Origin of the sequence: Pseudomonas sp. NPDC088890 (assembly GCF_044900155.1) — a bacterium.
In the GTDB taxonomy this organism is placed as follows: Bacteria; Pseudomonadota; Gammaproteobacteria; order Pseudomonadales; family Pseudomonadaceae; genus Aquipseudomonas; species Aquipseudomonas urmiensis.
Window position 1 is genome coordinate 712,626 of record NZ_JBJDNG010000001.1, and the last position, 22,816, is coordinate 735,441.

Sequence of the window (22,816 nt, forward strand, 5' to 3'; positions counted from 1 at the left end):
CGATCAGTAGCGGCTGAACTGAACCTGCTTGACCAGCTCTTCATACAGGTGCGCATAGGGCTCGACCGCCTGGCACCAGTTGAACGGCTGGGTCATCGACAGGCAACGCATGGCGTGCAGCAAGTCCTTCTTGGCATAGATATAGAAAGCCCGGCTTAGCGCCTCGCGGTAGCTGTCCACGGTCGACTCGTCGAACAGAAAGCCCGTCACGCCATTTTCAATGGTGTCGGCCAGCCCGCCGGTATTACGCGCTACCGGCAGCGAGCCGAAGCGCTGCGCATACATCTGGCTCAAGCCGCAGGGCTCGTAGCGCGACGGCATCAGCAGAAAATCGCTGCCGGCGAACATGCGCCGGGCATCGGTCTCGTTGAAGCCGATGCGCACGCCGATCCGCCCTGGGTGACGCAAGGCCAGCTCACGCATGGCCTGTTCTTCTTCCGGCTCGCCACGGCCGATGATCGCGATCTGCCCACCTTGCTCGACGATGAAGTCGGCCACGCCCAGGGTCAGGTCCAGCCCCTTTTGATAGACCAGGCGCGAGACCACGGCGAACAGCGGGCCTTCGGACGGCTCCAGCTCGAACAGCTTGCGCACTTCCTCGGCGTTACGCGCCTTGCCGTCCCAGTCGTTGATACTGAAGTTGTGCTGCAAGTGGCGGTCGGTGGCCGAGTCCCAGCTTTCGTCGATGCCATTGGGGATGCCGCTGAGCAGCCCTTGATAGGCCTTGCTGGCGAGAAAACCATCCAGCCCACAGCCAAATTCTGGCGTGGTGATTTCCTTGGCGTAGGTGGCACTCACGGTGGTGATGTGGCTGGAGTAGGCCAGGCCCGCCTTGAGGAACGACAACTTGCCGTAGAACTCCATGCCCTCTTGCTGCATGGCGTGGTCAGGGATCGCCAGCTCCGGGCTGCAGCCACGGCTGTAGACACCCTGGTACGCCAGGTTGTGAATGGTGAACAGGGTCGGCGTGCTCAGCCCGCGCCAGTGCATATAGGCCGGTGCCAGGCCTGCTGGCCAGTCATGGGCGTGGACCAGATCGGGCTTCCAGTGCGCCATGCCTTCACCGGCCGCGATCTCGGCGGCAGCCAGGCCCAGGCGGGCGAAGCGGATATGGTTGTCAGGCCAGTCGCGGCCATTGTTGGCGCCATAGGGAGTGCCCTCGCGCTGGTACAGCTCGGGGCAGATCAGTACATAGATGACCAGGCCGTCGGCCAAGTCCATCCGGCCCAGCTTGCAGGGTGGCAAGGCGGCGTGGCCACCCAGTTCGCCAACGATATGGATCGGATTGTCACTGTCCACCACCTGCGGATAGCCTGGGATCAGCACGCGGACATCGTGCAGATGGGCCAGCGCCCGCGGCAGGGCAGAGGAGACGTCGCCCAACCCACCGGTCTTGACCAGGTCAGCGATTTCCGAGGTGACGAACAGCACTTTGCGCTTGTTCGGATTGTGTTGGCGCTGGGCGCCCGGTGCCTTGGCTGTCGTGGCGAAATCCGGCTGGAGCGGCTCGCGGTTGTCCGGGTTGAATGAATCTACGTGAGGCTCGACAGCGGCACTGATCATACTTCTCTCCGTCCCTATTGGCCGGGTGGCAGGCACCCGTTGCGTTATTTCGTGTTGGTTCTCTCTAGTGCGAATCTTGGTAGTGCAGTCCTTGCCCCGAGGTCGTGCGCGCACGCACTGCGCGATCAGCATTCCTGCCGATGGCGGTGAGACTGATTGGGGTGGTTGGCCGAGGCTGGGGAGGTCCCGTTGCGCTGGCCTACTTAGTTCCTGACCCACCGCTGTTTAGGAAAGTTCGACTTTTTTTAGCTCGGTTTTTCCTGAGCAAATGGCGGGCCGAAACCAGAGTGTAGGAGAGCCGGGGATAAAAATGTGACCCGTTGGTCACTTTCGTTATGAGGCGAGATAGACGCAAACGTTGGCGTCTGTTGCAGGATGTGAATGGAGTGGGAGAGGGGTATTTTTAATTGGCACAACGGTGGGGCGGTGGTGGTTTTCAGTTGCGCTATGGTGAGGCGTGAAAGCGGTGACGCACCATTTCGGGGCATTGCTTGCGGTGTCATAGGCCCTGTTCTTGGCCCACAGCGTCATGCCCCTCATAGCGCTGGCGGCGATCCTGTAGGAGCGGGCTTGCCCGCGATGAGGCCGGCACGGGTTGTTTTCAAATTGTTTCTTGCGTTGTGAAGATCTGCTGCAATGCGGCTGTTTGTTGGGAGACAGTTCTTTTCCGTCGAAAGAAATTCGTTTAAGCCTTCGTCTACCGCTTTGAGAAGCTCTACTCGGTCGATGGGGGCGTGATCTGGTGGTTGTGCATCAATTAAGGCTTCTTGAATTTCCGAGAGCCTGATCAATATGAGCTTGAGTTCTTCTAAGTTTATTTTTTTATGGGCATGGTGAGTTATACATGTCGCCTTGGGTTTCTATGTTTTGGTTACATTGATGCTCCTGATTATATTTGTCAGTCGATGGAGTGCGGGCGTGCGACGGAGTGGTGAAGAACTTGTGTGAATGGTGGCGCTGTAGGGGTTCATTGTTTTTTTAATTTGATTGAGCGAGATATTTTTAAGCTCATCTTGTATGTTTGTAATGCTTTCTATTGTCGTTGCAAGGTATGCGCCTTTGCTGGTCCATTGGCTGAATCTGCATAGGGTGTTGTGATTAAATATGATCGCTCCATCTTTGAGGTCGTGAGTGAGGTAAAGTTCTATATTTTTGATTGTGCCGTTGCCCTTGATGTTCTTGTTGTGTTTTTTGATTAGAGTGGTGACTCGTATTGCTGGTTCGATTTGCAATCCAACAAACATTGGTTTGTCTAGGTAGTAGTAAATTTTATTTTGGAAGCTTATTGTTTTATTTTTATAGTCGGTTTTTAGCTCTTTTTCGTAAAAATTAAGGTCATCTTTTGAGCCCACTAATAAATAGTTGGATTCGTTCAGTGCTGCCTTGGAGAAGCTCGGTAGGTCTATGATGCCAGGGTTGTCCAGTGAGGCTCCATCTAGGTAGGTGCTGAGTATCTCGTTAAGCGGGGCTACAGGCATTATAATTCTCTCTGTCAGCGACTTGGGTTGGTTTTTAAATCATGATGTCGTTGTAGAATTATGCGGATTTGTTTCAGTTCTGGAGCACGATGTGAATTAGGATTCGCATTAAGTCCTGCCTCTGCTGACTTTGCCAGTTGTTCAACTTTTCTTGGGTTGTTAAGGAAGTTTGTCACACATTTGCAAGCCTTTTCCCACTGTGAGTTAGTAAGCTTTCTGGTTGCAGGATCAATTGGTTTGAATTCTATGTTTGAGCCTGATTGACTGGGCTTCAGCTCTATATCGCCACCGGACGATTTTGGTAAGCCTGGGCCATACATATTGATTGAACACCTCGACCTAATACATCACCACCTGCAGTATTGGATTTTACTTGGTAGTTAGACAGTCCTAGAGAGCCATCCCATTGGATTCGGCGCGTACTGATAGAGATTCAGCCTCCGGCATACCCAATCGGATCCGCCGAAACAACCGCCCCACCTGCGGATCATGGTGGTGGTGGAATTTTGCCGTTGATAAAACTGTGTATGTAGTGTCTTAAAGGTATAGGGAGTATTGTCCTGGTGTTAGGTTGTGTAGGTCTGTGCGATAGTCAGGAATTATATAGATGTTTAGCTGTTTGCCTGTGGCATAACAATCTCCAAATTTCTGTATTTCTGCGATGGATTTTGGGGCCTCAACATCGCCGTAAATACCATCTACATCTAGGCACTATAAGTCATCAATCTTTACTAAGTGTTCACCGGTACAAATGGAATGGGCCTGGTTTCCTTTCCATAGAATTTTAAGGTCTACAACATCCTCTACGATTATTTTGATAGTGTCCCATCGCTCGCTGGATGCAAGGTGGTTTTTCGCGTAAAAAAGCCCCTGCACTGAAAGATTTCCTGAAGCCGGATAGAAAAATCCGAATGATAAAACTAATCCTTCATAAAGGTTGTGGTATTCGGTCATGAACTTGGCTTTAATGTCGGTCATGGCTACGCGTTATCCGATAATTGATTTTTTTAATATTATAAGGGTCATTGATTTTATTTGTTGTGCGTTGCCCGTTGAGTGATAAGTTTGAGCGTTATTCGATTATTTGGAAAGTTATCCAGCCTTCGATTATTTGCAGGTCTTTGATGGTGAGTTTGTTCTCTGGTTTTGTATCTGTTGTGGCGTAAAAATTTAGCGAGGCAATTTGTTTTTCAAGTTGATCTGCATGGGTAAGGAGGATCTGGTTTGCTGCGTGCTCTAGACTTCTGAAGAGATTTTCGTACTGCTTAAAATATTGTGTTGGTAAAAACGTTCCACAGATCTTTAACTCTGGTTCAGCTGTTGTTCTACCAATGAGAGTATGGGGGCTGTCAAATATTTCGAATTTCGATTTGGTGGTTGGTATTTGGTGTTTTCTCCTAATTAATTAGTTGATTTCTTGGTTTTTTCGGTGAGTGCTAAGTGTCCTCTGATGAAGTGTGAAGCCTTGGCTATATGTCTGTTGCGTGCAATTCCATGTAAAAATACCAGTGTATGACAGTTCTTCTATTTTCCGATAGAAATATTCTATTGATGAAGTCAAGCTTATCTATAAAATAAAGCCAGTCCCGTAGGCTTGCTCTAATTGCTGTGAATGCATTGTCAATATTTATAATGAATAATTTTCGTATGGAGTTAGTAAGTTTTTGCTAGTTCGTATTAGTTAATAAGCCTGGGGCGGATTTATGTTTCCTGAGATCGATTTAAGACGGGCTTTTGCTGTTTTAGCCAATTGTTCATTGCTTTTTTGATTTGCGCGATATTTTGTACGCTGCCACAAATGCAAAGCTCTTTTGAGTTATTTAGTTTGTTCTCAAAGCAAGTTGTGTCGCTTGCGTCAATGTCGAGAATCACCCTAAGCCTGTCCTGGCTTGATAGATGCTTTGTTGAAAATATGGGGTTGCCATTCATGAAAGGCATTCCGTTTGCAAAATGGGTCCTATAATAGGGGGTTTGGAATTGTTCTTGATCTAAATTCTCTTTTTTTAGAAGGGCATTGAAGGTTTTTTCGAAGTGCTCTTCGAGGGCTTGGTAAATTTCGGGGTGGGATAGATAGTTTTCAAACATGTTATTTCTCGGTGAAGGCTATGCCGGAGTTAACTTCGATGTCTACTCTTTCGTGTGCCGTTTCTTTAACCTTGAAGGATACTCTGCTGTCGGCTTCGACGCCGCCGCAGCTACATGCGTTGTTAATAAAGCGTTCTGCACGCTTGAAGGCGCTATCCCGAATATTAAGCTCTTTTTTGCTGAGTTTTCCCTTGAGCTCTTCTATTTTGCTTTTAGCTTGCTCGGCGGTAAAAGGAGTATCTTGATTCCAGCTCCCAGATTGTTCGAGTTTATCGCCTTGAGCTTGGATTCTCCCTCTATGCGCTGCGAGACCTAATGGGTCCGTCCATGCAACCGGATTCGGCGCATATTGATAAAGATTCAACCCCCCGGCATACCCAATTGGATCCGCCGAAACAAACCGCCCCACCTGCGGATCATAGTACCGGTACCGGTTGTAATGCAGTCCGGTCTCCACATCCAGGTACTGCCCCTGAAACCGTAGCGCAGTGTCGAGTTTCCTGCGCTGCGCGGCCTCGCTGAGCCTCACCTGGGCCTGCCCCCAGGCGTGGTAGTCCGCCCGCCAGACCATCTCGCCGTGCTGATCGGTCAGCTCCAGCGGGGTTCCTAGGTGGTCGCATTGGTACCAATCCAGCGCTTTGAAGGCCGGTGCCTGTGGCTGGTATTGCCAGACCGGATCCTGATCGATGTCATACGGCCCGTCATAACTGGGCTCGGGCAGCAGGGCGATTTGTTGCTCGTACGAGGCCTGCACCAGCGGCACGAAGGTGCCTGGCTCGTAGAGGTAGGGGGTGGTGCGTTCGCCGCGCGGGTGGTAGGTGCTTTCAAACGCCAGGTTGTCGCCGTCCCAGCCATAGATGCTGCTCTTGCAGCCGTAGCGCTCATCGAGGTCCAGGCGTTGCTTGCGGTTCCACAGCGGGCCTGCCTGCGCGCGGTCTTGGTACTTGGCGGCCGATTGCTTATAGAGGAGCCGGCCGAGGCGGTCCCAGCGGTAGCCGAGCGTATCTTCAGTTAGTTTCTAGTCTAAATGGTTGGTGTGTTATCGAGGTGTAATTATTAAAGAGCGCTTACGTGGCTATAGGTAAAGCTTTGATGGGGTGTGTGGTTGTTCTCTGGGGTGGTAGGTGTATGATTATTTTTATGTGGTGGGTATGATATATGGGGTGAGCATTTCTATAATTTCTTCCTTTGTAAAAGTGAACTCATCTCCTGCGTCCATGCCGCTAAGTTTATCAATGTTGTCGCAAAAAGGTTGGTCGTCGGAAAGGTAGATTTTTTCATCAAGCCATATCTTGAATATATATTGGGCCGCTCGATCGGGCTGGTACTTGTGCGTATTCAAATAGTCTAGGATTTCGGTGGCTATCCTTGACTTGTCAATTTCGTGACTCACCTTGTGCACCCGCATTTTATTGCCCGACCTTCGGGCGTTGCTAATCCCTGTTCTATGTCCGCTTTAGTTGGCGGGTAATGTGGAAGAGATATTGATTCGCCATTATTCATTTTAGGGTGGACGCGATTGATTTTTCCAGAATGATCATATGTTTCTTCCCATACTCTGACCTGCCCTGTTGTGGGATTGTATTCTGTCGTGCGAGATCTTCCTCGAGTGGGGCCTGGGTTTTTTGCAAGTGCTTCTCGTCCATAATATCTTATTCTGCCATCTGGTAAGATTCGCTCTCTAGCTGATGTATTTTGAGCATTCTCAAGGACAGAAAGTTTTCGCTCAAGGATTGCGGTCGGTCTGAAGTCTCTATTTGAAGCCAGGCCCAGTGGATCAACCCACTCAACTGGATTCGGCGCATATTGATAAAGATTCAACCCCCCCGGCATACCCAATCGGATCCGCCGAAACAAACCGCCCCACCTGCGGATCATAGTACCGGTACCGGTTGTAATGCAGTCCGGTCTCCACATCCAGGTACTGCCCCTGAAACCGTAGCGCAGTGTCGAGTTTCCTGCGCTGCGCCGCCTCGCTGAGCCTCACCTGGGCCTGCCCCCAGGCGTGGTAGTCCGCCCGCCAGACCATCTCGCCCTGCTGATCGGTCAGCTCCAGCGGGGTTCCGAGGTGGTCGCATTGGTACCAATCCAGCGCCGTGAAGGCCGGTGCCTGTGGCTGGTGTTGCCAGACCGGATCCCGATCGATGTCATACGGCCCGTCATAACTGGGCTCGGGCAGCAGGGCGATTTGTTGCTCGTACGAGGCCTGCACCAGCGGCACGAAGGTGCCTGGTTCGTAGAGGTAGTGGGTGGTGCGTTCGGGGCGCAGCTAGTCGTTGCTGCCGGGCTGGGTGAGGCTTTGTGTGTGCAGGTAGCCGTTGGCCGTCCATTGCTGGCGTTGCTTGCAGGCCGTTTCCTTGCACGCGGTTGAGCTAAATTATTAAAGAGCGCTACTTTGGTGTCAGGATGGATTAACCTCTCTCCACGTGTTAAGGATAAATTTGAGATTTATTTGACTATTTGGAAAGTTATCCAGCCTTCGTTTATTTGCAGGTCTTTGATGGTGAGTTTGTTCTCTGGATTTGTATCTGTTGTGGCGCAAAAATTTAGCGAGGCAATTTGCTTTTCAAGTTGATCTGCATGAGTCAGGAGGATATGGTTTGCTGCGTGCTCTAGACTTATGAAGAGATTTTCGTGTTTCTTAAAATATTGTGTTGGTAAAAACGTTCCGCAGATCTGTAATTCTGGTTCAGTTGTTGTTCTGCCAATGAGAGATGGGTGCTGTCAAATATTTCGAATGTCGATTTGTTAGTTAGTATTTGGTGTTTTCTCCTGGTGCGTTAGTTGATTTACTTGGTTTTCTCGGGGAGTGCTAAGTGCCCTCTGATGAAGCGTGATGCCTTGGTTATATGTTTGTTGCGTGCAATTCCATGTAAAAATCCCAGTGTATGACAGTTTTTCTATTTTCCGATACAAATATTGTATTGGTGAAGTCAAGCTCATCTATAAAATCAAGCCACTCCCGTAGGCTTGCTCTAAATGCTGGGAATGCATCGTCAATATTTATGATGAATAATTTTTCGTCTGGAGTTAGTTTCATGCAGGTGAATATTTTGTTTATCTCAATTGCTAGTTTGTCTCGCTGGATTTTGCCGAACTCTTCTTTTTTGAGGATGCGGCTCCAATGAATGGCGGATGAACTTACTGGGAGAGCTTTGCTGAGTAGAGCTATTACTTCATTTTCTTCATCGTTAGTGCATGAATTATTAGTGATAAAACTGATGCATTCGCTGGTAAAACTCATCGATTGAATCTCCTGATTATTCTTGCCACTGTTTTCGGGGAGGCTTCAAAGCAGATCGTTCTACCTCGCTTTTTGCCATCAAAAGCGTTGATGTGCGCTTTATGCCTGTCATCGTGTTCCACTCGAAAACCACGATGTTCATCAGGTGCTCGTCTTCCATTATATGGATAAGGGATGAATTTTGCTGGGTTTGGAGTAGACCCTTTTGCTGTGATTTGTGTGAATTCAAGGGCACTATTCATCGCCTGGTTATAATCGTCATGCATCTCATCGCACTGACGTTCAGATTTCTTCTTCTCTCGCTCTTCCTCCTTTTTTTGATCTTTTGGGGCACATGTGTGGCATTGTTTTGTAAGACCCTCAGGATCAATCCACTCAACCGCATTCGGCGCATATTGATAAAGATTCAACCCTCCGGCATACCCAATCGGATCCGCCGAAACAAACCGCCCCACCTGCGGATCATAGTACCGGTACCGGTTGTAATGCAGTCCGGTCTCCACATCCAGGTACTGCCCCTGAAACCGTAGCGCAGTGTCGAGTTTCCTGCGCTGCGCCGCCTCGCTGAGCCTCACCTGGGCCTGCCCCCAGGCGTGGTAGTCCGCCCGCCAGACCATTTCGCCGTGCTGATCGGTCAGCTCCAGCGGGGTTCCTAGGTGGTCGCATTGGTACCAGTCCAGCGCTCTGAAGGCCGGTGCCTGTGGCTGGTATTGCCAGACCGGATCCTGATCGATGTCATACGGCCCGTCATAACTGGGCTCGGGCAGCAGGGCGATTTGTTGCTCGTACGAGGCCTGCACCAGCGGCACGAAGGTGCCTGGTTCGTAGAGGTAGTGGGTGGTGCGTTCGCCGCGCGGGTGGTAGGTGCTTTCAAACGCCAGGTGGTCGCCATCCCAGCCATAGATGCTGCTCTTGCAGCCGTAGCGCTCATCGAGGTCCAGGCGTTGCTTGCGGTTCCACAGCGGGCCGGCCTGCGCGCGGTCCTGGTACTTGGCAGCCGATTGCTTGTAGAGGCGCCGGCCGAGGGCGTCGTAGCCGTAGTTGACCTTGAGCCGGGCGTCTTCGTAGCCCACCAGGCGGTCGTACAGGTCCCAGGTGAAGCGGCCGTGCTGGCCGTCCAGCCAGCGCTCGCTGAGGTTGCCGCGGGGGTCGTAGCGGTAGTGGTTGCCCAGGTACTGGTGCAGCAGGTTGTCCATCTGCCGGCTGCGTTTGAGGCCGTTGGCCTGGGGCGCTTCGTGGGGGTCGAGCAGGTTGCTGGCGGGGTCGAAGGCGAAGGTTTCCGCGCCTAGCCGGCTGTGTGCGCCGAGCAGGCGGTTGAGCGGGTCGTAGCGGTAGCTGAGTGTGCCGCGGTTGCTGTCGTCGATGGCGGTCAGTTGGCCGGCGGGGTCGTAGTGGTGCTGGCGCTTGCGCAGGTAGTCGTTGCTGCCGGGCCGGGTGAGGCTTTGCGTGTGCAGGTAGCCGTTGGCCGTCCATTGCTGGCGTTGCTGCAGGCCGTTGCCTTGCACGCGGCCGATTTCCCGGTGCAGGGCGTCGCGCTGGTAGCTGAGCAGCTCGGCGTCATCGAGCTTGATCGCCAGTAGGTGGCCGCTGCCGTAGGTCAGCCAGCTGACCCGGTGGCCATCCGGGCGGGTGGTGGCACAGCGTTGGTTGAGGGCGTCGTACTCGTGCTGCCAGATGGCCACGCTGGGGGTGTCGAGAAAGCGGTAGTACTGGTGCTCGCGGCTGAGGTTGCCGGCCCGGTCGTAGAACCACTGCAGCTTGCTCTGGCTGTTCTCGGCCATGAGCAGCTGGCCGTTGCCGTCGTAGTGGAAGGCTTCGCTTTGCCAGTGCTGGCCATGGCGGTGGCCGGCGTGGCGTTGGCTGAGGCGGCCGAGCGGGTCGAAGGCGAACTCGATGATCCGGTCTTCGTCCAGCTGCTGGGCGAGCACGCCGCTTTCGGCGTGGTAATGGTAGCTGCGGCGCTTGCCGTCGAAGCCGGTCTCGCTCAGCAGGCGGCCCATGCTGTCGTAGCTGAAGCGGGCGCTGCTGTGGTTTTCGTTGCGCAGCTCGAGCAGGCGGCCGAGGCGGTCCCAGCGGTAGTCGAGGGTGTGGCCCTGGGCGTCGGTGCGCGTGGCGATCAGGCCGGCGACGTTGTAGGCCCAGCAGGTGCGCCGCTGCAGCGCGTCGGTATGGCTGAGCAAGCGGCCTTCGGCGTCGCGCTCGAACTGCTCGTGGCTGTGGTCGGGGTGGGTGAGGCGGGCCAGTTGGCCGGCTTCGTAGGCGTACTCGGTGACTTGGCCGAGGGCGTCGGTGTAGCGGATCAGCTGGCCGCAGGAGTCGTAGTGCCAGTGGCGGGTGTGGCCGGAGCAGTCGGTGTATTGGCTGAGCAGGCCGTCGGCGGTGTAGGCGAGGGTTTTTTCGTTGCCATTGGCATCGACTACGGCGATGGGCAGGTTGTCGCTGTTGTAGCGGTACTGGGTGGTGTTTTCCAGCGGGTCGATGGTTTCGATGAGGTTGCCGCGCTGGTCGTAGTCCCGCCGCCACAGGCCGCCTTCGGCGTCGCGGGTCTTGAGCAGCTGGTCGTGGTCGTCGTAGGCGTAGTGCACGCAACTGCCGTCGGCGCGGGTATGTTGCAGCAGGTTGCTGCGGTCGTCGTAGGCGAAGAGGTCGGTGCTGCCATCGGCGTGCACATGGCGCACCACGTTCTTGGCCGCATCGCGGAACAACCACTCTTCGCTGCCGTCGGGGTACACGATCCGATAGGTGTAGCCAAGAATGTCGCAGTAATGCCAGGTCTCGTGCCCCAGGGCATCGGTGACGTAGGTGAGGCGGATGTTCGGGTCCCACTCCAGGCGGGTGTCGAAGCTGCCGTCGTCGGCCCATTCGCGCACGGCCTTGGCCTGCGGCCCGGTGCCTTGCCATTGCAGGTTGATGCCGCGCCCGGTGCGATCGCTGTAACGAGTGATCAGGTGATCCTGGTACTGGTAGCTCCAGGCTGCCTGGTGCTCATCCTGGGCCTGGAGCAGATCGCCGTGCTCGTCGTAGCGATAGGCGGCCAGCTGGCGGTGTGGCTGGCCGTTGCGCACCTGCCACAGCGCACTGATCCGACCTTGCTCGTCAAGCTCGGTGGCCAGGTGCTGGTGCTGCACCTCGTTCTGGTAGGTCAGCAGGTCTGACAGCACCTGCCTGCCCGCCACCTGATGCTCGTAGTGCAGGGCAATCCGAGCGCCGCCGCGAAGGGTGATGGTGCTCAGGCGGAATTGTTGACCGACCCGCTGGAAGTGCTCGTGGCGCTCATAGCCGCGGGCGAGGATCAGCGTGTCTTGGGCGCTGCGAATGAGCGTCATGCCCTCGATGGGGTCATGGTGAAACTTGCCGGGTTTGGGCAGCGGATAGGCATGGCTGCGGCCATCGGCAGCGTGGTAGCTCACGCCCTTGGCCGTGATGTCCAGGCGTACGCTGAAGGGGCTGATCCAGCGGGCACCGAGCTCAGCCTGATCATAGGCGTCGAGGTTGGAGCAGTAGGTGCGCGTCCAGGTAATCGGAAACGGCCCAGGCAGGCTGAAGTCGGTATGAGACAGCGACTCGGTGCCCAGTGCGTAGCTGATGCTGTTTTGTGTACCGTCGCAGGTGCGATTTTTGCTGCAGTTGGGGTTGGCCCGGGTTGGCGCCTGGCTACCGATGCGTTCGACGCTGCCTTTGTTGCCCTGGTGCCGGGCGACGGCGCCATTGGCGGTGATGTTGGCCTGACGCGTGCGACCACCGCGTCGACGCAGTACGGCGCTATGCAGGCTGTCGAGCAGCCAGCCGATACTGTGTTGCAGGGTCGGGTTGGCCAAGGCGTGAAGGTTGCTGCGAATGGTTTCAGCGGCCCATGTGAGGAGCTTGATATGCGGTGTGACCAGTGGCAGCAGCACGCCGGAGGCTAGCGCACCGACGCTGTTGCTGAGGTGGGTCAGGCCGAGCTCTGCTGCGCTGACGCCGACCTTGGCCAGCTTGACGCTGTGATCAGCCAGGTAGCTCCAGAGCGACACCGTGGTGGTGGGATCGCGGAGCATCAGGCGGCTGGCGTTGGTTTTCAGTTGCTGGCTTGCCGCGCGGGTGTCGAGGGTGCCGGTGGCGAATCGGTGGAGCATGTCGGCCATCGTCATCAGTGCCGTATGCCCGGTATTGCCGGCGTGGGTCAGAATCGCGGGGAGCTCCTCCTTGCCCCGTTCAATGAAGGTTTCGATCTCGCCTTTGAGCGACTCGTTGACGTGATCGATGATGATGGTGATTACCGAGTCGGCAATGTTGCCGGCGGGGTTGTGGCGCAGTTTCTGCCGGGTGAGGAAGATCACCGGGCGCAGGGTCATGCGGGCGGCCGCCATGGTCGGTGGCAAGGGCACCACGCCGATCAGGTTGACCCCCAGGCTGAGCCAGTCCAGCACGTTGCGCGATTGGGTCTTGAGCAGATGAATGATGTCGCCGATGGCATCGACCAGGGCGATGATGTTGCCGACAGCGGGGACGAAGCTGGCGAAGTCCTTGATCTTGCTCAGCGACAGGCTTTCATGGATCCCTTGCAGCCAGTTGTTGATGGTGGCCAGGCCCTTGCCGATGTCCTCTTCGACCAGGGTATTGAGGGGGGCGATGGCGTCCTGGGCTTCACGAACGGCTTGGGTTTCATCGCGCTCAGCTGACATGCTGGGTCACCTCGCTGGCCGATGGCGTCAAGGCCCGTGAGAGCATGGTTTTGCTGGGGGTAAATCTATGGGCGGAGTGGTTTAGGAGCTGGTTGGCCAGGTCCGATGCTGGCTGCGTCAGAGCCGGAACAGGGACGCTGCCGGTGAGCGTTTGCGCCACCATCTGGTTGAGCTGAGTACTGATGGTGTTCGCTGCCGCCTCGTTTGTGGCTGGCCAATGTTGCTCGCCAAAGTAACTAGCGGGCACCCAGGGGTCGGCCGGGTCTTTGCCAAAGTCAACTTTGGTTGGACCTTGACTCAGGCCTGCGACAAGCGCGTGTCCCTTGCCATCGAGCGTGCCGCTGAACACCTTTCCTAAGGCGTCTTCGACGCTGTAGCTGCTGTTGCTTAGTGCCTCGCGACTGGCGTAGTGGCTGAACAATTGCAAATTCCCTTTGCCCGTCGTGAGTTCCTCTGGAAACGCCGCCGCCTCACTCTTCGCGCCCTGGTACACGAAGTCGCTGGCATGGGCGCTATACACCCCACTGGTGGCGTGGCTGATGCCGCCAGCGTTGTAGGTGGTGCTGCTGCCGGCGGCCTGGATCACCAGCTCTTCCTTGGCACTGAGGGTGATGCGCTCGGCCGTGACGCTGACCTTGAGCTTGGCCAGCAGGTTGATGTTGTCTTTCAGGGCGCGGATATCGATGTCGCCGGAGGCGGCGACCAGGCGCCAACCAAGGCTCTGCACGAAGCTGCGCATCCCCCGGCTGGCACTGACCAGCAGGCGCTTGCCGATGGCCAGGCTGGTGTGGCCGCCACTGCTCAAGGCCAGGTGTTCGCCGCTGGCAATGTGGGTGGACCCAGGCGTTGAGGTGGCGATGCCGGCCGGGCTGGCCATGACCAGTTGCGGGGTGCCCAGTTCGGTGCGGGCACCACTGCCTTTAATGGCCTGATGCTGGTCGTGCAGGGCCTTGGCGACGTCATCCTGATCGCCTGCCTCTTGGGCCAGGTGATCACGTGCGAGGGCGTAGAACGTTTCGTGGTACTGCTGGGCAACGCCCAGGCGTTCGGCGGTTTCGGCCAGGTCGGTATGGTGCTCGCAGGCATTGCGCCGGGGCTCGGTGGTCAATAGCAATCCGGCGCCGGCGCGTACCACGCCGTGGCCATCGCTGCGTAGCTCGAAACCTTCGCCGCGTGGATGACCGCCCAGGGGGCGAGGGTGGGTCAGATAGCCCAGGTGCAGGGCCGAGGCCTGGTGGTCGCTCATCAGCGTGGCACTGATTTGCCCTTCGGTATCGTCCAGGCGCAGCTCGTTGTGGCGTTGGCCTTTGTGCTCCTTGCTGCGGATCGGGCTCAGCGCCTTGAAGTCGGGCAACTTGTACGGCGGCCGGTTGACCGCATGGTAGCTGCGGCCAATCACCAGCGGCTGGTCGCCATCGCCATCGAGAAAGGCCACCACCACTTCCTGACCCACCCGTGGAATCGCCATATGGCCCCAACCGGCGCCAGCCCACTGTTGAGCCACCCGCACCCAACAGGAGCTATGGCCATCCTCGCGACCTTGGCGGTCCCAAGGAAACTGCAAGCGCACCCGACCGTGCTCGTCGCAGAAGATCTCCTCGTTGCTCGGGCCAACCACATGGGCAATCTGTGGCCCGTCGATGCGCGGCTTGGCCAGCAGCGGCGCTTTCCAGTCGACGCTGTCGGGAATCAGCTCAGCGGTGAAGCTGTAGCGGGTGCCGACTTCGGCACCTGCCGCCTCTTCCTCCAGGCTGGTGTGTTGCACGCCTTCATGCCGCATGCTCACCGCGCGCCAGCCACTGTTCAGGCTCTCGCGTGGGTGGCCGGTGAGGGTGAAGGCAAGGCCGGGGACAATCCGCGCATCGTCGCCAATGACCGTGGCTGTGCGCGCATCACGGCGCAGCGCCTTGAGGCGGGTCTGGGTGAAGGGCAGGCCGGCTTCATCACGCTTGTAGCGCCCGGGTGCGTCATAGCGTTCATAGCGTGGGTGCTGGTGTTCGAGGCCTTGGGCCTGGACGCTGTGCTGCTGGTCGTAGCGTGGGTGTTTGAAACTGTAGTCGCGCTGGGTCTGGCTGCTGCTGCGCAGCTGCTCGCGGTAGCTGAAGCGGCGCAGTGCCGGCTGCGGCTGGTCGCCGCCGGGGTTAGGCTGATAGAGCACTGGCGCGCCTTCGATGGCGCCGAGGGTCATGATTCGGTCGGTGTAGATCAATGCATGCGCGCTGGCACTGTGCCGGAAGACCGACAGCAGGCCTTCTTCGGCGGCCAGGCGTTGATAGAAGTCCAGGTCCAGCTCGCCCACTTGGACGCAGTACTCGCGCGGTTGATGGGGGCACGTCAGGCGTTGCTCGGCACTGAGCCGGTAGCGCGACTGCAATTGCTCATCGAGGATCTGCGTCACGCTGCGGTGCTGGAACACTTGCCAGTCCGAGCGCAGCTGGGCGCGGGCCAGTTGCGGAACGACTTCGGCGCTGTAGCGGGTGCGCCGCTGACCGCTGCTGCCTTGCTCGAAGCGGCTGATGATGCCGTGCACATGGCGCACTGCTTCGCCGTGGCTCCACACGGTCAGGCAGGCGGGCAGGTCGAGCAGTTGCGCAAAATCGATATCGGGGTCGTCGCTGACCAGTTCGATCTGCAACGAAAAGCACTCGGAGATCGCTTCGCTAAGCGTGAAGCTGACGACATCGAAGGCGATGTCGTTCGCGCAACTGAAGGTAAAGCGCACATCCTGCTGTGTGGGCATTCGGGCTTCCTGCATCGCCGATCCATGGGCCAGGATGAACCCCGCAGGGGCAGGGCATCCGTTTGGGCTCGATGGTGCAAGGAAGCGCTTCTCGGTCAAAAGCAGACCGGTCTGATGCGAGCGTGGGAAATTTCTCTAAATGCGGCTATCGCGACGGCTGCCGCGACTAGCGGTGCACGCTGGCCTGGCTGTTGCTGGCGATTAGCGAGGCGCCGCAGGCGGTTTTCATGCCGTCCAGGGCGACCGGCGTGCCATTGACCGAATAGGTGGGGCTACCTTCGATGATGGGAAAGCTGCCCTTGCACAAGGGGCAGGCCACCAGGTTGCCTTTGCCCGCCATTGGCCGGCCATTGAGATGGGTGTGGGGGATCGATTCGATCACGCTGCCGCCGTGATCGGTCTTGTCGCCCAGGCGCACTATCGCTTTCATGGGGCACTCTCCTACGCTGTGAAGTGGGGTTATCGAACCAGGATGTCACTCAAGGCCTGCAAGACTTCTTGGGTGCTGTGCTGCAACCGCCAGGACAACACCCCGTACACCGCCGTGCAGACGCCGCAGAGCACCACCCAAGGTGTCCACCAGGGCCATTGCCGGTTCATGCGGTAATGGCGTGGGGCGAGGTTGTCCAGCGGCTTGGTCAGCTGTTCAGGCAGCGGTCCGCGCAGCGTTCGCAGGGCGTGCTGCAGGCGGCTGATCAAGGCTTGCAGGGTGTTGCTGCCATCGGCCTGGATGGCGTACTGGCCCTTGTAGCCAAGGCACAGACAGAGGTACATGAACAGCAGGACATCGGCGTACTTGCTCGGCTCGAGCAGCATGCGGTCGAGCAAGGCAAAGAACTTGGCGCCACCCCAGGTTTCGTTGTGCAGGCAGCTGAGCATCGGATCACTGCCCCAGACCGACTGCTGGCCCCACGGGGTGGTCAGGACCGCCTCATCGACGAATACGCACAGGCAATAGCTGAAGGCCGAGAGGGTGGTTGGGTCATAGTGGAGCTGGCCAAGCTCTTGCAGGATGGCGGTTATCTGTAGTTTGACGTCGCCATGCAACTGGGCGATGTCGTCGAAGCTATGGCTGTGGCGCAGCCGTATCACCAGCCCAAGCAGGGGCATGCTGGCATCGGTCAGCGGGTTGTAGCTGCTGCCGCGCAGCTCGAAATCGATGCGGTCGATGACGTGGCTGCGAGCGCGTCGGCCGCCGTGCCAGCCGGTGTTCGCCTGCTCGATGTGTTCGAAGCGGTTGCTCGGCGCTGCCGGTGGAGATTGCATCAGTTGCCTCCTTTTCAGAGCGTGACTTGTCGGCCAACACGGGCCGGCCAGCTGTAGTGCTCATTGCTACGGGTGTTGATGATGTCCAGCTTGTGGAACGACTGTGGGCTGGCGTAAAGCGTGAAGAAGTACGACAGCACGCTGCCGAACAGGTACAGCTCGCCGTCGCTGTCGAACGGGCTTGGATCGACGCGCAGCGTAGTGTTCAGGCCGCGCACGGGTACACCTTTGAACAGCCAGTCCAGCGGCCGCGTGTCGGCCTGTTCGATGGCTTGCAGGCGGGCGCGGGTGGCGCGCTGTTTGGGCAGGTCGGTGAGGCCGGCAAAGTCGTAGCTAGCCAGCACTGCGCGCAAGCCTTCGGCGCAGTTCAGCGACAGGCTGTTGAGCGACAGGTTCGACAGCAATTGCCAGTGCAGCTGGCCATCCAGGAGCGGCGGCAGGCTTTGGGTCGGGCGGGTGATATTGCTGAAGTTGGCAAAAGCCGGGGTGGATTGGCTGGGGCGATCGATCTCACCGATGCCCAGCTGGCTGGGCAGTTGGCCGTGGGTGCAGGTCATTTCAATGCTGAGGACTTCGCGGTTGCCGCACCAGGCTTTGCCGTCACGCTGGAGCAAGCTCAGGATTCGCTGGCTTTGATCCTTGCTCGGGATGAGCTCGACGACTTCCTGGTAGTAGGGGCGGGCCTCCTGCTCAGCCAGTGCCGCGGGGTGGTCGAGGCTTTCGAATGGCTGTAGATCGTACAGCCACTGTTTTTTCGTTTGGCCCTGGTCATTTTCGTAGCGGCATGCGCGAACCCGGTCGACGCAAAATACCTCGCCTCGGGTCTGGTTTACCCCGGGCGGCTGCAACAGCATCGAGCTGTCCTGGCCGTCGAGGGGGGTGGCTTCGACGGTATGTTGGAATTGATTGATCGCGGGTGTGCAGTACAGGGCCAGATCTTCTAGGCGCAGATCACAGCCTGCGGGTAAGGGTTTATGGAATGTAAATTGAAAACTGACCTGCTCAGTTGGGTAATCCGGTAGATAGGCAGCCAGCTCATTTAATGTGAATGCCCAGAAGCGCTGCGGGAAATGAAAGTACTCCTGCAGTAGGCGATAGCCATCCAGCTCTGCCCGAGGGCTGGGTAATAGTGCCTCCTCTGGCGTAAAGCCTGGGAAGTCGATGATGTTCGGCGGCAGGCTGAGGATCTTGTCATCGATGACGATACTGATGCGCCGCAAGTGCTGGCTAAGCCAAAGATAGAGCGTTTGTGCAGCGATCGGCTCACCGATCAGTTGCACGGTGAAGTTGTCGCAGCCTGAATGCTTGAGCGCCAGCTCAGTCAGTGATTGCAACTCGATGCGTAGGATTGAACTGTCAGGCCGGTGTTCGGTAGTGACGGCTGTTAGTTGCAGGGGGTGGATCGCCACCTGCGTGCAGGTGCGAAACTCACATGACACGCCCTCAACCTGGGATGAGAACAATCGAGTGCCCATGGCGATGGGTTGACGTTCGCTGATGGCCTTGGCGATAGGTTCGAATCGCACCAAGGTCAGGCTAGGCACAGGCCGCAGGTAATTGGGCCAGAGCATCTGCAGCAGTGGGTGGGTGGTTTCTGGCAGGTCATCATCGAGCTTGCGCCGCAACTGAGTGGTGAGGAACGCGAAGCCTTCGAAGAGCCGCTCGATGCTTTCGTCGCCTGATTCGTTATTCAGAAACTGGGCGAGCCTGGGGTCGTCCTGAGCGAAGTCATGCGCCAGCGCTCGAAGAAAAGCCAGCTCGGATTGATAGTCGTTTTTGAAAGTCATGGGCGTGCTCGTTGCGGCGGCTTGATAAATGGCAAGTTCAATGGGTATGCATGGTGGAACTAAGTTTTTACATTGCTGGGTAACTTGTAGGAAATTTCTTACTTTTGTATTGGCTGGCACTTAAATAGCGTTCGATGCTACTCGCCCATTTACGCTATGGCTGTTATCAATATGTAAGGGAATATGTTTTGTTGTCGTTGCTTGTCAAGGTTTTTTATCTGCTGTTACTGTGCGTTGGTTTTTCGATAGAACGCATGGCGTCGCTAATTAAATGACGCGGCGGTGGATTGTCAGTGTGAAGTAGAGGACGTGTCTAATAATGAATCGGGGCAAGGACGTTCTGGTGCGCGGTTGGGCAAAGTTCCAGCCTCATCTCGCGCTGCTCACCGTGTGGCTGCTGGCTGCGCTGGTCGTGGCACTGCTGGTTGCGATCTGGTGGCTAGGGCCGGACTGGAACTGGGGTGAGCGGCAACCACTGGCGCCCCTGGCAATGCGGGTAGCCGGCAGCACGCTGGTGTTGGCGATGCCATTGTCGCTCTGGGCCGTGTGGCTGTTTTGGCGCAATCGGCAACTGCTGGGTGAGCGCCAACAGCGTACCGAGCGCCTTGAAGACCCTTGCCTGGTTCATCTGCAGGCCCAGACGCGCGCGCTCGATGCCAGCCTGGCGACCTTGCGTAGCCACAGTCATGAGCGTGGCTACCTGTACCGTATGCCGTGGTACCTGGTGCTGGGTGAGCAACACTCCGGCAAGTCCAGCTTCATCGAGCGCTCCAGTCAGAACTTCGCCCTGAGCCGGGTAACGCGACAAGCGCAGCCGAGCGACCCTGACCTGGCCTATCCGATCGACTGGTGGATGGGCGAGCAGGCGGTGATGATCGACCCGCCGGGCGAGTTCATCAGCCAACCCGAGCGCCAGGTTGCCGCGCCAGCGCTTGCTAATGTCGCTGGCGACGATGATGAGCACCTATCCGTGGGGCCGCCGCCTTCGGGTGTGCTGCACGAGCAGTCCGGGTTGGGCCTGCCGGCGCAAGCCGAAAAGCGCCTGTGGCAGCATTTGCTCGGCTGGCTGGCGCGCAATCGCAGTCGTCAGCCGCTCAATGGCATCGTGTTGCTGGTCGATGTGGTGGCATTGCTTGAAGGCACGCCCGAGCAGCGTCGTGCCCTGGCGTTCGTGCTCCGGACGCGGTTGTTCGAGCTCAGTGCAGAATTGGGCGTGCGCCTGCCGCTGTATGTGGTGTTGAGCAAATTTGACTTGCTCGAAGGCTTCGAAGAGCTGTTCGCCGGTCTGCCCGCTGCGCAGCGTGAGGAGATTTTCGGTTTTACCTTCAGCCTCGATGCCGTGCATGCGTTCGACACTTGGTTGGAGGAGTTGGCCAAGGCCTATGCGCAGATGGTCGAGCTGCTCAACGAGCGGGTGCTGCAGGCCATGGGTGAGCCGCGCGCGCAGCAGGAACGCGAAATGCTGCTGTGCCTGACGCGCCAGGTCAGCGGCTTGCAGCCGCTGCTGCTGAGTTTTCTGCGCGATGTGCTCGGCAGTGATCGCTACAGCACACCGGCCTTGGTGCGTGGGCTATACCTGTCGTCGGTGTACCAGCAAGGGGTGCTGTCCAACGTCTTTCTGGGCAAGGCCGCGCGCACGTATGGTTTTGTCGAGTTGGCTAACGCGGCCAAGCCGCAAGGTCGCTCGGTGGTGTATTTTGCGCAGCACCTGTTGCAGCGGGTCATCTACCCCGAAGCAGGCCTGGCCGGCGATAACATGAAGGTGGCGCTGCGCAAGCGCCGTCACTTGCTGGCAGGCTCGATCGCCGCTGGCGTGCTAGGGCTGTGCTTGACCGCAGCCTGGGCCAATTACTACTTGGACAACCGCGCCAAGACCGACCAAGTCCTGGCCAGAAGCCAGCTGTTCAGTCAGCTCGACGATGAGCAGAACCTTGACCCTACCGGACGCAACTTGCTCGCCTCGCTCGACGAAATCCACGGCGCATTGGCGGTCTATGGCAATTACCGTGAGGCGTGGCCGCTGGCTAACCTGGGGCTGTACCAAGGGCGTGCTATCGGGCCGATGGTCGATCACGCCTACCTGAATGTGTTATCGCGGCGTTTTCTCCCGGCCTTGGCCAAGGGTGTGCTTGAGATGATTCGCCAAGCCGCCCCCGGCAGCGACGAGCAGCTGGCAGCGCTGCGCGTCTATCGGATGCTCGAAGAGCGCAACAACCGTCGTGCGCAGGTGGTGCAGGAGTGGATGGCCAAGCGCTGGCAGCAGGCTTACCCTGGCGAGCGCGCGGTGCAGACGGCGTTGATGCGCCACCTTGAATACGGCTTGAGCTACGCCGACGCCGACTTGCCAGCCAACGACCCGCTGATCAGCGAGGCGCAGCAACAATTGCGCAAGTTGCCCCTGGAGCAGCGGTTGTACCTGATGCTCAAGCAGGATGCCCAAGAGCACTTGCATGGCGCGTTCGACCTGCGCAACCAGGTGGGGCCAGCCTTCGATCTTGTCTTCCAGCTGCCGCAAGCTGGCGACAGCGATGGCGACGACGCCCTGATTGTGCCGGCCTTGATGACGGCCAATGGCTTCAAGCAGTTTTTCGAACCGCGTAGCAAAGCCGTCACTGAGCTGGCGATGATCGATCAATGGGTGCTCGGTGAGCGGGCTGCGCTCGATTACTCAGAGCATGATCGGCAGGCCTTGCTCGACCGCTTGCGGGCGCTGTACAGCGCCGATTACATCGATACCTGGCGACGAGCGCTGAATCAGCTGAGTGTCCAGCCGTTTGCCGATCTGAGCCAGGCCTTGACCGTGCTGGAGCAGATCACTGGGCCGGCAGCGCCCATGCGCCGTCTGCTCGAAGCGGTTCGCCAGCAGTCGGTCATCTACCCTCAAGTCGCGGTGGCGCCTGGCAATGACGAGCAGGGCGCTGCTCAACACGCTGCGGCGCAGCTCCAGGCCCAGGGCATCCGGCGCGCCTTCAATGGCTTGTCTGGGATGCTGGCTGGAGAGGGCGACAAACCTAGCTACTACGACGAAACGATCAAGGCGATCAGCGCCATGCAGGACTACGCCAAGTCAGTGCAGGACAGCCCCAACCGCGGCAAGGCGGCGCTGGCCCTGGTGACATCACGCTTTACCCAGACTGAGCCCGACCCGATTGCCAATGTGCAGCGCATCGCCAGCGGCCTGCCCGAGCCGCTCAATCAGCAAGTTCGCTACCTGGCCGAGCACACTGCACAAGTGCTGACGGTGGCGGCCCTGCGTGAGCTGGAGAAACGTTGGCAGGTGGATGTCTACAGCTTCTTCCAGGCGCGCCTGGCGGGTCGCTATCCGTTCCGGGGGCGTGCCGAGGATGCAGCACTGGAAGACTTCGAGGCGTTCTTTGGCCCCAAAGGGCGCTTGCAGACGTTCCAGGCGCAGTATCTGGACGTCTTCCTCAAGGACATACCCGACGCGCTGCACGGCGGCGAGCAGCGCAATCAATTGGTCCGGCGGGAGGTGATCGAGCAGCTAGCGGCGGCTGAGCGCATCCGCGAAACCTTCTTCGACGCCAGCGGCAATCTCAGTGTGCAGTTCAACATCGAACCCTTGGGCTTGAGCCCAAACCAGCGCACCAGCCTGTTGGACCTGGACGGGCAGACGGTTTCCTACACCCATGGGCCCCCGTCCATCAGTGGGGTGATCTGGCCGAACAAAGGTAGCCCGATGCGCAGCAACCTGACCCTGCTCAGGCGCAATGGCACTACCAGCAGCCTGGAGTACCGCGGCCCCTGGGCGATGTTCCGCCTGCTCAGCCGCGGCGCGCTCAATGGCCGCACGGCGACCAGTGTCGACCTGAGCTTCCGGACCGGGGATGGCATGATGCGTTACAAGCTGAGTTCGGAAAAAACCTTCAACCCGATCACCCAGCAGCCGTTCAAGGGGTTCTCCCTGCCACGGGCTCTGCTGCAGCCAAGCGTGGTGGAGCAGCAGGCGGCTGCCTGGGTGCAGTAGCGAC

13 protein-coding genes are annotated in these 22,816 nt (G+C 57.8%); 1 reads left to right on the forward strand and 12 read right to left on the reverse strand.

Annotated features, from left to right (window positions below):
- Positions 1-3: 3 nt before the first annotated feature.
- The 12 genes from glgA to tssF all read right to left on the reverse strand — a co-directional run bounded on the left by glgA (position 4) and on the right by tssF (position 18,827).
- Positions 4-1,563 (reverse strand): glycogen synthase GlgA, encoded by a 1,560-nt coding sequence (glgA, locus tag ACI2JX_RS03230; RefSeq protein WP_186554827.1) that lies wholly within the window; start codon positions 1,561-1,563, stop codon positions 4-6.
- 860 nt (positions 1,564-2,423) lie between these two features.
- Positions 2,424-3,041: a hypothetical protein gene (locus ACI2JX_RS03235; protein ID WP_404689356.1), complete on the reverse strand. Its 618-nt coding sequence runs from the start codon at positions 3,039-3,041 to the stop codon at positions 2,424-2,426.
- A gap of 711 nt (positions 3,042-3,752) precedes the next feature.
- Positions 3,753-4,019, reverse strand: coding sequence for a hypothetical protein (locus tag ACI2JX_RS03240; RefSeq protein WP_404689357.1), 267 nt, complete (start codon positions 4,017-4,019; stop codon positions 3,753-3,755).
- Between the two features lie 723 nt (positions 4,020-4,742).
- Entirely contained in the window at positions 4,743-5,126 is a 384-nt protein-coding gene (locus tag ACI2JX_RS03245; RefSeq protein ID WP_368973778.1) for a hypothetical protein, read from the reverse strand.
- Between the two features lies 1 nt (position 5,127).
- Positions 5,128-5,889, reverse strand: a complete 762-nt coding sequence (locus ACI2JX_RS03250; RefSeq protein ID WP_404689358.1) for an RHS repeat domain-containing protein — start codon at positions 5,887-5,889, stop codon at positions 5,128-5,130.
- A gap of 1,023 nt (positions 5,890-6,912) precedes the next feature.
- Positions 6,913-7,347, reverse strand: a complete 435-nt coding sequence (locus tag ACI2JX_RS03255) for an RHS repeat domain-containing protein (RefSeq protein WP_404689359.1) — start codon at positions 7,345-7,347, stop codon at positions 6,913-6,915.
- Between the two features lie 624 nt (positions 7,348-7,971).
- Positions 7,972-8,370, reverse strand: coding sequence for a hypothetical protein (locus ACI2JX_RS03260; RefSeq protein ID WP_368973758.1), 399 nt, complete (start codon positions 8,368-8,370; stop codon positions 7,972-7,974).
- Positions 8,367-13,034 (reverse strand): RHS repeat-associated core domain-containing protein, encoded by a 4,668-nt coding sequence (locus ACI2JX_RS03265; RefSeq protein ID WP_404689360.1) that lies wholly within the window; start codon positions 13,032-13,034, stop codon positions 8,367-8,369. Before ACI2JX_RS03265 ends, ACI2JX_RS03260 begins: the two co-directional genes overlap by 4 nt.
- Entirely contained in the window at positions 13,024-15,774 is a 2,751-nt protein-coding gene (locus tag ACI2JX_RS03270; RefSeq protein WP_404689361.1) for a type VI secretion system Vgr family protein, read from the reverse strand. The genes ACI2JX_RS03265 and ACI2JX_RS03270 overlap by 11 nt, the downstream gene beginning before the upstream one ends.
- Before the next feature lie 166 nt (positions 15,775-15,940).
- Entirely contained in the window at positions 15,941-16,204 is a 264-nt protein-coding gene (locus ACI2JX_RS03275) for a PAAR domain-containing protein (protein ID WP_186557246.1), read from the reverse strand.
- Positions 16,205-16,233: 29 nt separating this feature from the next.
- Positions 16,234-17,040 carry a type IVB secretion system protein IcmH/DotU gene (icmH, locus tag ACI2JX_RS03280; RefSeq protein WP_404689362.1) on the reverse strand — a complete coding sequence of 269 codons (807 nt, stop codon included), beginning with the start codon at positions 17,038-17,040 and terminating at the stop codon, positions 16,234-16,236.
- A 14-nt stretch (positions 17,041-17,054) separates the two neighbouring features.
- Entirely contained in the window at positions 17,055-18,827 is a 1,773-nt protein-coding gene (tssF, locus tag ACI2JX_RS03285) for a type VI secretion system baseplate subunit TssF (RefSeq protein ID WP_404689363.1), read from the reverse strand.
- Positions 18,828-19,146: 319 nt separating this feature from the next.
- Between tssF and tssM the strand changes: the two genes are divergently transcribed.
- Positions 19,147-22,812: a type VI secretion system membrane subunit TssM gene (gene tssM / locus ACI2JX_RS03290; protein ID WP_404689364.1), complete on the forward strand. Its 3,666-nt coding sequence runs from the start codon at positions 19,147-19,149 to the stop codon at positions 22,810-22,812.
- Positions 22,813-22,816 lie beyond the last annotated feature (4 nt).

Excerpts from the sequence above, each read along its gene's own strand:
- glgA (WP_186554827.1), bottom strand. The coding sequence starts at position 1,563 with ATGATCAGTGCCGCTGTCGAGCCTCACGTAGATTCATTCAACCCGGAC.
- ACI2JX_RS03235 (WP_404689356.1), bottom strand. The coding sequence starts at position 3,041 with ATGCCTGTAGCCCCGCTTAACGAGATACTCAGCACCTACCTAGATGGA.
- ACI2JX_RS03240 (WP_404689357.1), bottom strand. The coding sequence starts at position 4,019 with ATGACCGACATTAAAGCCAAGTTCATGACCGAATACCACAACCTTTAT.
- ACI2JX_RS03245 (WP_368973778.1), bottom strand. The coding sequence starts at position 5,126 with ATGTTTGAAAACTATCTATCCCACCCCGAAATTTACCAAGCCCTCGAA.
- ACI2JX_RS03260 (WP_368973758.1), bottom strand. The coding sequence starts at position 8,370 with ATGAGTTTTACCAGCGAATGCATCAGTTTTATCACTAATAATTCATGC.
- ACI2JX_RS03265 (WP_404689360.1), bottom strand. The coding sequence starts at position 13,034 with ATGTCAGCTGAGCGCGATGAAACCCAAGCCGTTCGTGAAGCCCAGGAC.
- ACI2JX_RS03270 (WP_404689361.1), bottom strand. The coding sequence starts at position 15,774 with ATGCCCACACAGCAGGATGTGCGCTTTACCTTCAGTTGCGCGAACGAC.
- ACI2JX_RS03275 (WP_186557246.1), bottom strand. The coding sequence starts at position 16,204 with ATGAAAGCGATAGTGCGCCTGGGCGACAAGACCGATCACGGCGGCAGC.
- icmH (WP_404689362.1), bottom strand. The coding sequence starts at position 17,040 with ATGCAATCTCCACCGGCAGCGCCGAGCAACCGCTTCGAACACATCGAG.
- tssF (WP_404689363.1), bottom strand. The coding sequence starts at position 18,827 with ATGACTTTCAAAAACGACTATCAATCCGAGCTGGCTTTTCTTCGAGCG.
- tssM (WP_404689364.1), top strand. The coding sequence starts at position 19,147 with ATGAATCGGGGCAAGGACGTTCTGGTGCGCGGTTGGGCAAAGTTCCAG.